The organism is Collimonas sp. OK607 (assembly GCF_900111995.1).
Taxonomy (GTDB): Bacteria; Pseudomonadota; Gammaproteobacteria; order Burkholderiales; family Burkholderiaceae_D; genus Collimonas.
Map to the genome: position 1 here is coordinate 25,075 of NZ_FOKF01000042.1, position 13,390 is coordinate 38,464.

At 55.9% G+C, this 13,390-nt stretch carries 15 protein-coding genes and 1 other RNA gene; 5 read left to right on the forward strand and 11 right to left on the reverse strand.

Features of this window, described 5'->3' with window-relative positions; all coding sequences use genetic code 11:
* Window positions 1–17: 17 nt before the first annotated feature.
* The 11 genes from BM029_RS21475 to rnpB all read right to left on the reverse strand — a co-directional run bounded on the left by BM029_RS21475 (window position 18) and on the right by rnpB (window position 9,613).
* Window positions 18–233, reverse strand: a complete 216-nt coding sequence (locus BM029_RS21475) for a DUF2970 domain-containing protein (protein WP_092356017.1) — start codon at window positions 231–233, stop codon at window positions 18–20.
* A 50-nt stretch (window positions 234–283) separates the two neighbouring features.
* On the reverse strand, window positions 284–856 hold the full coding sequence (locus tag BM029_RS21480; RefSeq protein ID WP_092439542.1) for a cytochrome c oxidase assembly protein: 573 nt from the start codon (window positions 854–856) through the stop codon (window positions 284–286).
* A gap of 159 nt (window positions 857–1,015) precedes the next feature.
* Complete coding sequence (gene ctaD, locus BM029_RS21485; RefSeq protein ID WP_092439544.1) at window positions 1,016–2,617, reverse strand: cytochrome c oxidase subunit I; 1,602 nt, start codon at window positions 2,615–2,617, stop codon at window positions 1,016–1,018.
* A gap of 16 nt (window positions 2,618–2,633) precedes the next feature.
* On the reverse strand, window positions 2,634–3,806 hold the full coding sequence (gene coxB, locus BM029_RS21490; RefSeq protein WP_092439546.1) for a cytochrome c oxidase subunit II: 1,173 nt from the start codon (window positions 3,804–3,806) through the stop codon (window positions 2,634–2,636).
* Between the two features lie 32 nt (window positions 3,807–3,838).
* Complete coding sequence (locus BM029_RS21495; protein ID WP_092439548.1) at window positions 3,839–4,294, reverse strand: DUF2244 domain-containing protein; 456 nt, start codon at window positions 4,292–4,294, stop codon at window positions 3,839–3,841.
* Window positions 4,295–4,709: 415 nt separating this feature from the next.
* Window positions 4,710–5,168, reverse strand: coding sequence for a DsrE family protein (locus BM029_RS21500; protein WP_092439551.1), 459 nt, complete (start codon window positions 5,166–5,168; stop codon window positions 4,710–4,712).
* A 32-nt stretch (window positions 5,169–5,200) separates the two neighbouring features.
* A complete protein-coding gene (locus BM029_RS21505) occupies window positions 5,201–6,376 on the reverse strand; it encodes an enoyl-CoA hydratase/isomerase family protein (RefSeq protein WP_092439553.1) in 1,176 nt (391 codons plus the stop codon).
* Window positions 6,373–7,176 carry an enoyl-CoA hydratase gene (locus BM029_RS21510; RefSeq protein WP_092439555.1) on the reverse strand — a complete coding sequence of 268 codons (804 nt, stop codon included), beginning with the start codon at window positions 7,174–7,176 and terminating at the stop codon, window positions 6,373–6,375. The genes BM029_RS21505 and BM029_RS21510 overlap by 4 nt, the downstream gene beginning before the upstream one ends.
* Window positions 7,173–8,333: an acyl-CoA dehydrogenase family protein gene (locus BM029_RS21515; RefSeq protein WP_092439557.1), complete on the reverse strand. Its 1,161-nt coding sequence runs from the start codon at window positions 8,331–8,333 to the stop codon at window positions 7,173–7,175. The genes BM029_RS21510 and BM029_RS21515 overlap by 4 nt, the downstream gene beginning before the upstream one ends.
* Window positions 8,334–8,553: 220 nt before the next feature.
* Window positions 8,554–9,108, reverse strand: a complete 555-nt coding sequence (locus BM029_RS21520; RefSeq protein ID WP_092439559.1) for a fasciclin domain-containing protein — start codon at window positions 9,106–9,108, stop codon at window positions 8,554–8,556.
* Between the two features lie 179 nt (window positions 9,109–9,287).
* An RNA gene (gene rnpB / locus BM029_RS21525) (RNase P RNA component class A) lies at window positions 9,288–9,613 on the reverse strand.
* A 170-nt stretch (window positions 9,614–9,783) separates the two neighbouring features.
* Here rnpB and BM029_RS21530 point away from each other — a divergent pair.
* From BM029_RS21530 to BM029_RS21550, 5 genes are all read left to right on the forward strand, one after another.
* Window positions 9,784–11,052 (forward strand): D-amino acid dehydrogenase, encoded by a 1,269-nt coding sequence (locus BM029_RS21530; protein WP_092439561.1) that lies wholly within the window; start codon window positions 9,784–9,786, stop codon window positions 11,050–11,052.
* A 23-nt stretch (window positions 11,053–11,075) separates the two neighbouring features.
* A complete protein-coding gene (locus BM029_RS21535) occupies window positions 11,076–11,993 on the forward strand; it encodes an ornithine cyclodeaminase family protein (RefSeq protein ID WP_092439564.1) in 918 nt (305 codons plus the stop codon).
* Window positions 11,994–12,114: 121 nt separating this feature from the next.
* Entirely contained in the window at window positions 12,115–12,786 is a 672-nt protein-coding gene (locus BM029_RS21540) for a MarC family protein (protein WP_092439566.1), read from the forward strand.
* Between the two features lie 68 nt (window positions 12,787–12,854).
* Window positions 12,855–13,004: an entericidin A/B family lipoprotein gene (locus BM029_RS21545; protein WP_092356051.1), complete on the forward strand. Its 150-nt coding sequence runs from the start codon at window positions 12,855–12,857 to the stop codon at window positions 13,002–13,004.
* A 148-nt stretch (window positions 13,005–13,152) separates the two neighbouring features.
* Window positions 13,153–13,390, forward strand: a 238-nt coding sequence (locus BM029_RS21550) for a transposase domain-containing protein (RefSeq protein WP_170851172.1), incomplete at its 3' end; no start/stop codon positions are given.

Here is a 13,390-nt window from a genome sequence, read left to right on the forward strand (position 1 = left end):
CACGGCTTTACTTCAACTTACTTAGCGACAACCAGTTTCACAATGGTGATCAGGATCGCTATAAAAATCAAGGCGCCGAGTATACCGGCTATCACTACATGCACCGGATTCAAACCGGCTGCATCGCTTTCATAATCTTTCCTCTTGCGGACCCCGAAGAACGACCAGAAAACGGCCTTCATGGTGGCGCCGAATGAGGCTTTGCGGCGGCTTGCTTCCTTCAGATCCGACATTTGATACCCCAAGTTACTCTGCCAGGCTGTCTGGATTCAGGTCGACATGTTCAGGTCGGCTTATCCGGCTGCCCTGCAATTTCAAAAAACGTATATGACAACGTAATTACTTTCACATCTTTAGGTATAGCAGGATCTATGTAAAACACCACCGGCATTTCCTTGGCCTGGTTAGGGCCGAGAGTTTGCTGGGTGAAACAGAAACACTCGACTTTCTTGAAGAAAGCCGCTGCCTGCTGCGGTGCGTAACTCGGAATCGCCTGTGCATCCATCTTGCGCGATTGCTTGTTCACCACTTCATATACTACCTGCGTCATTTCACCCGGATGCACCTGCAGGCTATTGACTGTCGGCCGGAAACGCCAGGGACCTTGCGAATTACCGTCGAATTCGACGGTAATCGTCCGGGTCTTGTCGACCTGGGTATTGGTCGGCGCTTCCACTGTTGCATCTTTCGGCGTCAGGAAATTGACACCGGTAATCTCGCAAATCTTTTTATACACCGGAACCAGGCCATAACCGAAACCGAACATCATCACGGCAATTACCATCAGCTTGCCGAGCATCTGCCAATTCAGTTTTTTTGTTTCGGCTTTCGCCTGGTTATCCAGAGGGTTAGTCATTTACTTGAACCACAACATCTTGACGAAGATCGCGATGAAAAAACTCAAGGCAAGCAAACCTACCAGCAATCCGGTACGTACGTTATTAGGCTTTTTCGGGTTACTCATTTTGGGCAATCGCACAGAGTTGGCGGGCTCACCTGCTACCCGCCATTCCCATTATTTAAAGGTCGGTGGCGTTTCGAAAGTATGGAAAGGCGCAGGGCTAGGCACTGTCCATTCCAGGCCCTCGGCGCCATCCCATGGCTTGTCGGCCGCCTTCTTGCCGCCCTTGATCGACGGAATGATCACGAAGAACAGGAAGTAGACCTGGCTCAGGCCGAAACCCAAGGCGCCGATCGAAGCCAGCATGTTGAAATCGGTGAACTGCGCCGGATAATCGGCGTAGCGACGTGGCATGCCGGCCAGGCCCAGGAAGTGCATCGGGAAGAAAGTCACGTTGAACCAGACCAGCGAATTCCAGAAATGGATCTTGCCGCGGGTTTCGTTGTACATGAAACCAGTCCACTTCGGACCCCAGTAGTAATAACCGGCGAACAGGGCGAACAGGGAACCGGCCACCAGCACGTAGTGGAAATGCGCCACCACGTAGTAGGTATCCTGCATCTGGATGTCGATCGGGGTTACCGCCAGGATCAGGCCGGTGAAGCCGCCCATGGTGAACACGAAGATGAAGCCGATCGCGAACAGCATCGGGGTTTCGAAAGTCATCGAACCGCGCCACATGGTAGCGATCCAGTTGAAAATCTTGACGCCGGTCGGCACCGCGATGAGCATGGTTGCGTACATGAAGAACAGCTGCGCAGTCACTGGCATGCCGGTGGTGAACATGTGGTGAGCCCAGACGATGAACGACAGGATCGCGATCGAGGCAGTAGCGTACACCATCGATGCATAACCGAACAATTGCTTGCGCGCGAATGCCGGGATGATCTGCGACACGATGCCGAACGCCGGCAGAATCATGATGTACACCTCTGGATGGCCGAAGAACCAGAAGATGTGCTGATACATTACCGGATCGCCGCCGCCGGCTGCGTTAAAGAACGAGGTGCCGAAGTGACGGTCGGTCAGTGTCATGGTGATCGCGCCAGCCAAAACAGGCATCACGGCGATCAGCAGGTAAGCGGTAATCAGCCAGGTCCAGCAGAACATCGGCATCTTCATCAACGTCATGCCAGGCGCGCGCATGTTGAGGATGGTGGTGATGATGTTGATCGAACCCATGATCGACGATGCACCCATGATATGGATGGCGAAAATCGCCATGTCCATGCCAGGTCCCATTTGCGTCGACAGCGGTGCATACAGCGTCCAGCCGGCAGCGGTTGCGCCGCCAGGAACCAGGAATGAAGTCAGCAGCAGCAAGGCAGCCGGCGGCATCAGCCAGAACGAGAAATTGTTCATCCGCGCAAAAGCCATGTCGGACGCGCCGATTTGCAGCGGGATCATCCAGTTGGCGAAGCCGACGAAAGCCGGCATGATCGCGCCGAACACCATGATCAAACCGTGCATGGTGGTCAGTTGGTTGAAGAATTCCGGCTTGAAGAATTGCAGGCCAGGCTGGAACAGCTCGGCGCGGATCAGCAATGCCAGCACACCGCCAGACAGCAGCATGGTGAAGGAGAACCACAGGTACAGGGTACCGATGTCCTTGTGATTGGTAGCAAACAACCAACGCCGCCAGCCGTGTGGGTGGTCGTGGTGCGCGTGGTCGTCGTGAGAATGATCGTGTGCGTGATCGACTGCGGTAGTGCTCATCTCAATCTCCTAAGTATTACTTACGCGCAGCCAGCACTTCAGCTGGTTGGACAATATTTTCCTGGGCTTTGTTGGACCAGTTGTTACGGGTGTAAGTAATCACCGCAGCAATTTCGGTATCCGACAACACGGCTTTCCACGCAGGCATTTGCATGCTGCCATCGGTTTTGCCGTTCAGCACAACATTGATCTGTGCGGCACGCGGGCCGTTGACGACCGGGTCGCCATCGAGCGGCGGGAAGGCGCCGGGTACGCCCTTGCCGGTAGCCTGGTGGCAAACCGCGCAATTGGCTGTGTAAACTTTTTCGCCGCGTTGCTTCAACTCGTCGATAGTCCAGGTCTTGGTCGGATCGTCTGCCTGTGCAGCCATTTCCTTTTTCTTGCCATCGACCCAGGTCTTGTAATCAGCTTCGCTCAGGACTTCGACAACGATCGGCATGAAGGCGTGGTCTTTACCGCACAGTTCAACGCATTGGCCGCGGTAAGTGCCGACCTTCTCTGCCTTGAACCAGGTATCGCGCACAAATCCGGGAATCGCATCTTGCTTGACGCCGAATGCAGGAATGCCCCAGGAGTGAATCACGTCGTTAGCCGTGGTGATGATGCGAACCTTCTTGTTGACCGGAACCACCATCGGATTGTCGACTTCGATCAGATAGTTGTCGTTCTTGACCTTGGTCGAATCAACGATTTGTTCGTGTGGCGTCGACAGGTTGGACAGGAAGGAAATACCGGAGCCGTCGCCGTTCAGGTAGTCGTAGCCCCACTTCCATTGCATGCCGGTGACCTTGATCGTGATGTCGGCATTGGACGTGTCTTTCATTGCCACCACCGTCTTGGTGGCTGGCAAGGCCATACCGATAACGATGAGGAAAGGCACCACGGTCCAGGCGATTTCGACGCCGGTACTTTCGTGGAAGCTGGCCGATTTGTGGCCGAGCGATTTGCGATGCTTGAGAATGGAGTAGAACATCACCCCGAAAACAGCGAGGAAGATCACTATGCAAATGATCAGCATCAAGTGATGCAGATCATAGATTTGCTGAGCGATTTGTGTCACCGGCGGTTGAAAGTTCATCTGCAGTACCGCTGGACCACCCGGGCTATCGACCACCGCCCAAGACGGCATAGATGCCGACAAGAGCAACGCACCGAGCATCAACGATATAAGGCGCTTCGCATATTCCATGATTTCCTCAAAAGCCCAAAATTATAATTATGTCAAGCACAAGCCTTTTGGCTGCGCTGTAGCTCCTGCCGCAGCTCCAGAACAAACTCGCGCCGCTTCCATTCCGTCAAAAACTGCCCTACCTCAACCCTGGTGCCAAGCGCCTCAATGTCTATGAGGCCCTTGTTTGTCTCCTGCACCGCAATCCGGATTGAACGTAAATCCAGCTTGAATTGTCGAATTTCCTGTGCCTGTATCAATTCCACAAGCAGATAATCGTCCAGCATCGCTATGTGCTCGCGGTCCGTGGCATGTCGCGCATAGATCAGGAATGCGATAGCTACCGCAGACATTTCCAATACCGCAAACAGCAATACGAACCAGGCCCCGCGCAAGGTAAAGCCGATTGCCACGGCAAACGACGTGGCACAGAGGATTGCATAGAAAAAACCAAGTTGGCGCGGCGCGATTGCGCAGTTACGCCTCAAGTCCCATTCTCGCTTAATCATGATGCACTATCGACACCTGGCAAGTTGCCTATACGCACAAGCTAAAACCTTCGAAGTATAAGGGGTAACCGAAGATGTTATCAAGGAGAATCAAATACGTTATACCGGCCCCGCGCCTACCCGCGGAACCGCGTTTTCACCGCGCTGCGAAGCCGGTTAGCCCCCTGAAGAACCACCGCGTCATGGTCCATCTCATATGTTTCATATAAGAAATTTATTATACTAAAATGGGATCAAACTAAAGAAATTGTAGCGAACCGACAACACACAACGAGCACCATCATCGTGCGCCACCCTTACCCGACAAGGCTTTTCCACCAATCCACAAAAAACAATTAGGGTCAGAGTTGATTTATTCCTGCCGACCCGCCGCCATTTCAGATTAGCTTTCCAGGTACTTATGAAGAGACCGCCGTCAGGGCCTCAAATAGGCATAACCTTGTGCCTGCAAATCGGCGAGCAACACAACTGCACCTTTATCGGCAACCGTAAAATCCGGCAACAGCTCTTTTAACGAGACATTCTGCGCTTTCATAGTATTGATGCAGGCGCTCAGCACCAGCCCCATTTTTGCAAGTTGGGCGACATGCTGGCTGAATTCCGAGCTTGCCTGCGCGGAGTGAAACGCTTTGAGCGCCGGTCCATGTATGACCAGATTAATTTTCACCTTGTCTGGCCCACCCATGCCATCGTAATGATTCTGGATATTGCCAACTACGAAGCCGGCCTTATCGATGTCGCTCAGGTGATACGCGACCTTGGCCTTATCCACACTTGCCACGTTTGCCGCCTTTGCATGTGAGGCGACTCCGGCAAGGACTGCCGCCGCACCGATTGATGAAAACATTGTCCACAGAATATTGCGTCGCTGCATATTGGTTCTCGGCTCGAAATTAGATCAGATAATCAGATCAGATCGGCCAGCGGATGATCCTTCTCTGACCATGGGTTGTCGAAAAAGCCGTTGCCCCAATCGTTGGTGACAGCGGCCAAAGTTGCAGGTTGCCAGCGCGGCTGGCGATCCTTGTCGATAATCAGCGCCCGGATACCCTCGGCGAAATCGGTGCGGGCGGCGCAATGCAGGGAAACCACATATTCCAGCCGGAACACTTCCGCCAGCGACATATGCCGCGCCCGCTTTTGCAAGGCATGCGACAACCAGGCAGATGCCGGACTACCCGCTACCAGCGTCGCGATTCCTTTTTGCAGCCAGGGATCTTCCGTCTTCAATTCGACGATATTGCTCACCACCTCGGCCAGGGTCGGCGCACTGCATAGCTGGTTGATCAACTCAAAATGCTGATGCAACGGTGTCGGCCCCGCGACCCGCGCTTCTGCGCCTGCGGCCTGGCGCTCGGCATGTTGCAATACCCGGCTTAACAGGACATCGTCCTGCTGTCCATTCCATGGCTGGGTTAACAATGCAGCAATCACCGCCTGCTTTTGCGCATGGTCGATTTTATGGTCGGCCAGTCGCGCAAAAATAGCGTCGGCCGCACCAATCGAGGCGCCGCTCAAAGCCAGGAACAAGCCGATCTGGCCAGGCATGCGATTCAGGAACCATGTACCGCCGACGTCCGGATACAGGCCGATCGTGATCTCCGGCATGGCTAACCGCGATTTCTCGGTCACCACGCGATGGCTGGCGCCTGCCATCAAGCCGATCCCGCCTCCCATCACGATGCCGTGCCCCCAGGTCAGGATCGGCTTGGGATAGGTATGGATCAGATAATCCAGGCGATATTCTCGCTCGAAAAAATCGCATGCGTAGGTATTGCTGCGGATATCCTCTTGTCCACCAGCTGCATGTTGATCCAGCATGGTGCGGTACAAACCCTGCAAATCGCCACCGGCGCAAAAAGCCTTTTCGCCGGCCGCCTGCAACACCACCATCGCCAGTTGCGGATCGGCGGCCCATGCGCGCAATTGGTGATCCAGCAGATCCACCATTTCCAGCGATATCGCATTCAGCGTCTTTTCCACATTCAACGTGGCGATGCCGATGCGCTTGCCGTTATCGGTCGTCAGTTCTTCAAACAAAGCCGGTGCTGCAGCCGCAGCTAAATTTGCTTCTGCGTTCATTGGTTGCTCCATACAGCGGGACGTTTTTGCAAGAAGGCATTCACGCCTTCCTTTTGATCCTGTGTGTCAAACAGATCGAGAAACAATTCGCGCTCCACCGGCAGCAAGGTCGCCAATGGATTGCTGCGCGCGCCTTGAATCAACTTCTTGCAGGCGGTGACGCTGGACGGACTTTGCTTCGCGACTTGTTCGGCCAGCGCCAAGGCGCGCTGCCTGGCCTCGCCTTTTTGTACCAACTCCTCGACCAAACCGATGCGTAATGCCGTTTCGGCATTGACCCGTTCGCCACACAAGATCATGCGCTTGGCCCAACCTTCGCCAACCAGCCATGGCAGATTCTGAGTGCCGCCGGCGCAAGGCAACAAACCCACTGCAGCTTCCGGCAAGGCCATCTGCGCGTGCTCCTCGGCGATACGCAGATCGCAGGCCAGCGCGCACTCCAGACCGCCACCCATGGCATAGCCGTTGATGGCAGCGATGGAGACGCCACGGAAGCCGGACAAGGTCTCAAAGGCCTCGCCAAAACGACGCGCCATCTCCCGCGCCATGACTTTGTCGCCATCGGCGAAGAGTTTCAAGTCGGCGCCGGCGCAAAAGAATTTTTCGCCGTCGCCGGTCAGCACCAGGCTATAGATATTTTTATCCTGGTTCAGTGCCTGCACCAGCCGCGTCAAATCGCGCAAGGCGTCGCCGGTCCAGGTATTGGCCGGCGGATTTGCCATCGTGACGACCGCAGTGTGGCCGATGATTTCCAGCCGCAGGTTGGTATAGGTGTCGGTAGCGTAGGTAACATTACTCATCGGATGTCCTCATTGGATGCGTTGCTCAACAACTGGCGGGCAATGATCACCCGCATGATTTCATTGGTGCCTTCCAGGATTTGATGCACACGGACATCGCGGAAATGGCGCTCCAGCGGGTACTCACGAATGTAACCATAACCGCCGTGGATTTGCAGCGCTTCGTTACAAATCTGGAACCCGATGTCGGTGGCAAAGCGTTTCGCCATCGCGCAGTATGTTGTCGCATTCGGATCTTTAGCGTCCAGCTTGCAAGCCGCCAGGCGCACCATCTGGCGCGCAGCAACCAGCTCGGTTTGCATATCGGCCAGCTTGAATTGCAGTGCCTGGAAATCCGACAGTGGCCGGTTAAATTGCCGGCGCTGGCTCATATACGCATGCGCTGCATCCAACGCAGCCTGGGCAGTGCCGACCGAGCAGGTGGCGATATTGATACGGCCACCGTCCAGGCCTCGCATGGCTAGGCGGAAGCCTTCGCCCTCTTGCCCCAGCAGGTGATCGGCCGGAATCCGGACATTGTCGAAACTGATGGTGCGCGTCGGCTGGCTATTCCAGCCCATCTTTTCTTCCTTGCGACCGTAACTGATGCCTGGTGTATCAGCCGGCACCACGAATGCCGACACTCCATGCGCGCCGCCAGCACCGGTGCGCGCCATCAAGACCAGCACGTCGGTAGCGCCGGCGCCGGAAATAAACGCCTTGGAACCGTTGATCACATACTCGCCATTCACCAGCTGCGCGGTGGTTTTCAACGATGCTGCATCCGAGCCAGAACCCGGCTCGGTCAGGCAGTAGGAGCCAAGTTTTTGACCGCTCGCCAGTTTCTCGCACCAGCCTGCGCGCACTGCCGGCGTGGCCCAGTTGGCGATCATCCAGCTCACCATATTGTGAATCGTCAGGTAGGCCGTAGTCGATGTGCAACCGCGCGCCAGTTCCTCGAATACGATGGTGGCGTCCAGCCGCGACAAACCCAGGCCGCCAACTTCTTCCGGCGTATACAAACCACAGAAACCCAACTCGCCAGCCTTGGCGATGACATCGGTAGGGAAGATGGCTTCAGCATCCCATTTAGCTGCATGCGGCGCCAGCTCTCCAGCGGCAAAATCACGCGCAGTCTGCTGAAATGCGCGTTGATCTTCTGATAATTCGAAATCCATGATGGTTTGTCTCCAAGGCTAATGGGTGTCCGTACTACTGTTATCGGTTACTGCTGTCGGCAATATCTATCTCCGCAGAATAACAATAATTGACGTTAACGTAAACGTCACCCAATCCATTTGGACGAAAAAAAGGCAACGTGAAGAATAACGTTGCCCTAACTCGCTGCCACTGAAATGTTTATCCTTACCGTCCCTGCCCCGGCGTGCTAGACCTATATTATTTAGGCAGCAACACCGTATCAATCACGTTGATCACGCCATTCGACTGGTTCACGTCATAGGTGCTGATGTTAGCCACATGACCGCCGTCGTCCGTGATGGCAATATTGCGCGGACCGTTTTGCGTAAAGGTCAACATGCCACCACTGGCGGTCGGCAATTCGGCCTTGCCATGACCTTGCTTGATGGCGCTTTCAAGCTTCGCATAGCCATATCGGCCTGGCACCACGTGATAAGTCAGGATTTTGGTCAGGGTTGCCTTGTTTTCCGGTTTGACCAGGGTTTCCACCGTGCCGGGCGGCAGTTTGGCGAAGGCGGCATTGGTTGGAGCAAATACGGTGAACGGGCCCTTGCCTTTCAACGTGTCCACCAGGCCCGCGGCCTTTACTGCGGCTACCAAAGTGGTGTGATCCGCTGAATTGACAGCATTGTCGACGATGTCCTTGCTGGGGTACATATTTTGTCCGCCGACCATCACGGTATCTTCTGCATATGCCGCGCTGGCGGCGATAAGAGCAGCGGACAAAGTTAAAGCATAGCTAAGTTTGCGCATGATAATTCCTTGAAAGAGTGAATTTTCGGAGCCTGCACAGTCATATACGAGACTGGCCGAAAACTGGATTCAAGGAATTCAAGGGATACGACTGCATACAACAGATGAGATGGCGATGAGGCGGTGACACTGCATCCGCAGTTACAACCGTGCGAATGCAGAATGGCCCAGCCGAAAGAAAATGAAGTAAGCCGATAGGCCGGATTCTGTTACGACGCTCAAGCTTGCGCCCTTGCGTTATGACAACCATTCCTCTAGGCGCTGGATTACTCCAGCGCTCAAGCTTCCTACCCGCACGCTCCGCGAGCAACATCAACGCGTGCCTATTTGGAATTGCTCCGAGTGGAGGTTACCGCGTTTCACCGTAACTTAATACGCTCGTCTCTGTGGCCCTATTCCTCGCCTCACGGCGGACGGCCGTTAACCGTCACCCTGCTCTATGGAGTCCGGACCTTCCTCCCGCCAACGCATTGCAACGTCGGCCAGCGGCTGTCTGGCTTACTTCAGGCGGCATTCTACCGCAATGAGGACCCTAACCCTCGGTTTTTCACTGTTGCCTGAAGTTTATCCCGACCGATGATGCCAAAATAGCATGAGACAGAACACCCGCGCGTACGTATAGTGTTTGAAGCTTTTTGCACTGCAAAATCACTTTTCCGCAACAGGACAGAACAAATGCACATTTGCGTATTAGGTGCTGGCGTCATCGGCGTCACTTCCGCCTATCGGCTGCTGGAAGCAGGCCATCAAGTCACCCTGGTTGACGCTGCGGCGTTGCCAGGCAGCGAGACCAGCCTGGGCAATGGCGCACAACTCAGCTATTCGTACGTCGCGCCGCTGGCCGATCCGTCCGTCTGGAGCCACTGGCCTGAATACATGTTCAGCGCCGACTCGCCGCTGACCTTGCGGCCGAAAATGGATCCCGCACAATGGCGCTGGCTACTCAAATTCCTGGCGGCCTGCAATACCAAACGCGTCAGGCAAACCACGGTTGATCTGTTGCGGCTGGCGTTTTTCAGCCGCGACCAATTGCAGCAACTGACGCAAGCCGTCCCGTTAGACTTCCAGCATCGCACCGCCGGCAAGCTGGTGATGTACGGCGACGCCAAAGGTTTGGAAGGCACCCGCAAACAAATTGCGTTTCAGGCCGAGCATGGCTGCCAGCAGGAAATCATCGACGCCGCGCGCTGCATGGAAATTGAACCGGCGCTGGCCAACGCCAGGCGCGACTGGGCGGGCGGTGTGTATACCCCGAGCGAGGAGGCAGGTGACTGTGCGATGTTTTGCCGGCAACTGGTAGATGCCATGTCGCAACAACCCGGCTTCCGCTTCGCCCATTCGCAACGTATCCATAAACTGGAGATGCGGAGCGGCGCCTTGACCGCGGTACATGCCGGCCAGGAACAAATCGACGCCGATGCTTTCGTCCTGGCGCTAGGTCCGGCCAGTGCAGATTTTGCAAAGCGCGCCGGCTTTTCGTTGCCGCTCTATCCACTCAAAGGCTACAGCATCACGGTGCCGTTAGTCGATAGCGCCAACCAGGCCGCGGCGCCGCAGGTATCCATCACCGACCTCTCCAAGAAAATCGTTTACGCACGGCTGGGCGATCGCCTGCGGGTTGCCGGACGAGTAGAATTGGTCGGCATGGATCGCAGTATTCCGGCCACGGCAATCGATGAATTGAAGCGCGGCGTCAATGAATTGTTTCCTGGTTGCGGCGACCTGTCCGACAACGACAACTTGTCTCCCTGGAGCGGATTCCGCCCCGCTACGCCAAGCGGCGTGCCGCTGATTGGGGCCTCCCCGGTCAAGAACCTGTACCTGAATGTCGGCCATGGCAGTCTCGGCTGGACTCTGGCGCATGGCAGCGCAACCCTGTTGACGCAATTGATTGCCGGCCAGGCTACCGCCATCGACGCCAGCCCTTTTTCGTTTAGCGCATAGTAAGAATTCAAAGGAACAAATCCATGAAACTCATCACCAACCAACAGGTCTCCGAGCTGATCAATACCGGCGACGCCATAGCCGCCATGCGCCAGGCCTTCGCCGGCATCGGACAAGGTGCGCAACAGGCTAGAATCCGCACCAGCGCCGGCCCCGTCATGATGTCCAGCATGGGTGCATTGCTGCCTGCCGCCGGCATCGCCGGTTACAAGATCTACACCACGATCAACGGCAAATTTCATTTTGTCACAGTGCTGTTCTCTACCGAAGATGGACGGCCGCTGGCGGCGATTGAATCCGATACCATGACCGGTTTGCGTACCGCAGCAGCCACCGCGGTCGCCGCCGATCACTTGGCCAACCAGGATGCTGCCACGCTGGCGGTGATCGGCACCGGGGTTCAGGCTCACTCACATGTGCCGGCCTTGCTGGAAGTGCGCAAATTCAAGGAAATCCTGATTGCGGGTCGCAGCGGCCAACAGCAGTTTGCAGAACAGATCACGCAGCAAACCGGAATTCCGGCGCGCGCCGTCAGTATCGATGAGGCGGCACAGGGCGGCGATGTAGTGGTCACGGTAACGCGTTCGGCCGAGCCGTTGTTTTCCGGCGATTTGCTGAAAACGGGCGCTTTCGTTGCGGCGGTCGGCGCCAGCAAAGGCAACCTGCGTGAACTCGACGATCGTGCGATTGCCCGCGCCAACGCCCTGGTAGTTGAATGGAAACCGCAGGCACAGCAAGAAGCCGGCGATCTGTTGCTGTGCAAGCCCGGGACTTTCGCCTGGGACCAGGTATGGGAGCTAGGACAGGTTGTCGATGGCAGCAGCACTTACCGGCGCCAGCCAGACGACCTCGTGATCTACAAGGCGATTGGCGTCGGCGTCGAAGACATCGCCCTGTCCGGCCTGGTATACCGCCGCGCCTGCGAACGTTTCGGCTGGTAAGCCGATGGTAAGCCGCCGGTAAGCCGACTCCTGCTTCGCCCCCCGATGCGCGGCATTGCTTGCCGCCGCCATGCCGTCAGTCTAGAATCGGGCCACCGATGACTACTGACGACATGCGCACATGGAATTCCACTTACTAAGCTTCCTGAAGACCGTGCTGTTCGTGCTGGCGGCATTGCTACCGATCATGAACCCGCCCGGCGGCGCGCCGATTTTCCATGCGCTGACCATCACCGCATCCGACGGCACCCGCAACGCACTGGCGCGCGGGGTAGCCATCAATTCCTTCCTGCTGCTGATGGGAGGCATGTTCATCGGCACCCACGTACTGGCTTTTTTCGGCCTGTCGCTACCCGTGGTAAAAGTCGCCGGTGGCCTGCTAGTGGTGGCCACCGCCTGGAAAATGCTGAACTCCGATGAAATGCCGATGGCAGAAGCCGTGCCGGAGTCGCTCTGGACCGAGCAGCTCGCTTCAAAGAAAGCGTTTTATCCGCTGGCGTTCCCGCTCACTGTCGGCCCCGGTTCGATCTCGGTCGCCATCACCCTCGGCGCCGGCGTACGCGTGCCGAACGTGCCGTTGCCGCTATCCCTGATCGCTGCCGTCGCAGGCCTCGCAATAGCGGCATTGATAGTCTATCTCTGCAACCGTTTTGCAGGCGTATTGATACGCCTGCTGGGCGACACCGGCACTACTGTCATGCAGCGCATGACTTCGTTCATCTTGCTCTGTATCGGCGTGCAAATCCTGTGGGATGGGGTAAGCGGCCTATTGTTGTTATGGCAAGCGCATTAAGGCATTTTTCGCCCTGCGGAATTCTAGTGATAAGATTGTTGCCTTACCCTCACCTTAAGGAGCACACGATGCTGAAGAAGATAATGGTAATTGCGGCAATGTTTGGCGTGCTAGGCGCACTATCCGCTTGCAATACGGTTGCCGGCATGGGCCAGGACGTAAAAACCGGCGGTGAAAAGGTAAAAGACGCGGCGCAGGACGTGCAACAGAAGATGTAAAGAGAAGATGTAGTTCTGCCGCAGCTTTCGCAGGACTCCTAAGATAATAAAAAACCCGACCTGGCGTCTAATGCCGTTCAGTTAAGACTGGACGGCATTTTTATTTTGGGCTTGTAAACGTTCGGGCCAGCTGTTAACCTGCGTGTCGATGCTCGATGACACTCTCCATTTCCTTGCAAACCACCTCGAAGCGCCTGACTGGCGTCGGCTAGGAGAGCATTTGCCTGTCGAATGGATTGAACAGGCCGTGCAGCGCACCGATGCAACGAGCATCCGCCATCGCCGCCTGCCTGCCGAGCAAGTGGTCTGGCTCATGGTGGCATTGGCGCTATATCGTCACAAGTCCATCAGTGAAGTACTCGATGATCTCGGCTTGGCGTTGCCGG

Excerpts from the sequence above, each read along its gene's own strand:
- BM029_RS21475 (WP_092356017.1), bottom strand. The coding sequence starts at position 233 with ATGTCGGATCTGAAGGAAGCAAGCCGCCGCAAAGCCTCATTCGGCGCC.
- BM029_RS21480 (WP_092439542.1), bottom strand. The coding sequence starts at position 856 with ATGACTAACCCTCTGGATAACCAGGCGAAAGCCGAAACAAAAAAACTG.
- ctaD (WP_092439544.1), bottom strand. The coding sequence starts at position 2,617 with ATGAGCACTACCGCAGTCGATCACGCACACGATCATTCTCACGACGAC.
- coxB (WP_092439546.1), bottom strand. The coding sequence starts at position 3,806 with ATGGAATATGCGAAGCGCCTTATATCGTTGATGCTCGGTGCGTTGCTC.
- BM029_RS21495 (WP_092439548.1), bottom strand. The coding sequence starts at position 4,294 with ATGATTAAGCGAGAATGGGACTTGAGGCGTAACTGCGCAATCGCGCCG.
- BM029_RS21500 (WP_092439551.1), bottom strand. The coding sequence starts at position 5,168 with ATGCAGCGACGCAATATTCTGTGGACAATGTTTTCATCAATCGGTGCG.
- BM029_RS21505 (WP_092439553.1), bottom strand. The coding sequence starts at position 6,376 with ATGAACGCAGAAGCAAATTTAGCTGCGGCTGCAGCACCGGCTTTGTTT.
- BM029_RS21510 (WP_092439555.1), bottom strand. The coding sequence starts at position 7,176 with ATGAGTAATGTTACCTACGCTACCGACACCTATACCAACCTGCGGCTG.
- BM029_RS21515 (WP_092439557.1), bottom strand. The coding sequence starts at position 8,333 with ATGGATTTCGAATTATCAGAAGATCAACGCGCATTTCAGCAGACTGCG.
- BM029_RS21520 (WP_092439559.1), bottom strand. The coding sequence starts at position 9,108 with ATGCGCAAACTTAGCTATGCTTTAACTTTGTCCGCTGCTCTTATCGCC.
- BM029_RS21530 (WP_092439561.1), top strand. The coding sequence starts at position 9,784 with ATGCACATTTGCGTATTAGGTGCTGGCGTCATCGGCGTCACTTCCGCC.
- BM029_RS21535 (WP_092439564.1), top strand. The coding sequence starts at position 11,076 with ATGAAACTCATCACCAACCAACAGGTCTCCGAGCTGATCAATACCGGC.
- BM029_RS21540 (WP_092439566.1), top strand. The coding sequence starts at position 12,115 with ATGGAATTCCACTTACTAAGCTTCCTGAAGACCGTGCTGTTCGTGCTG.
- BM029_RS21545 (WP_092356051.1), top strand. The coding sequence starts at position 12,855 with ATGCTGAAGAAGATAATGGTAATTGCGGCAATGTTTGGCGTGCTAGGC.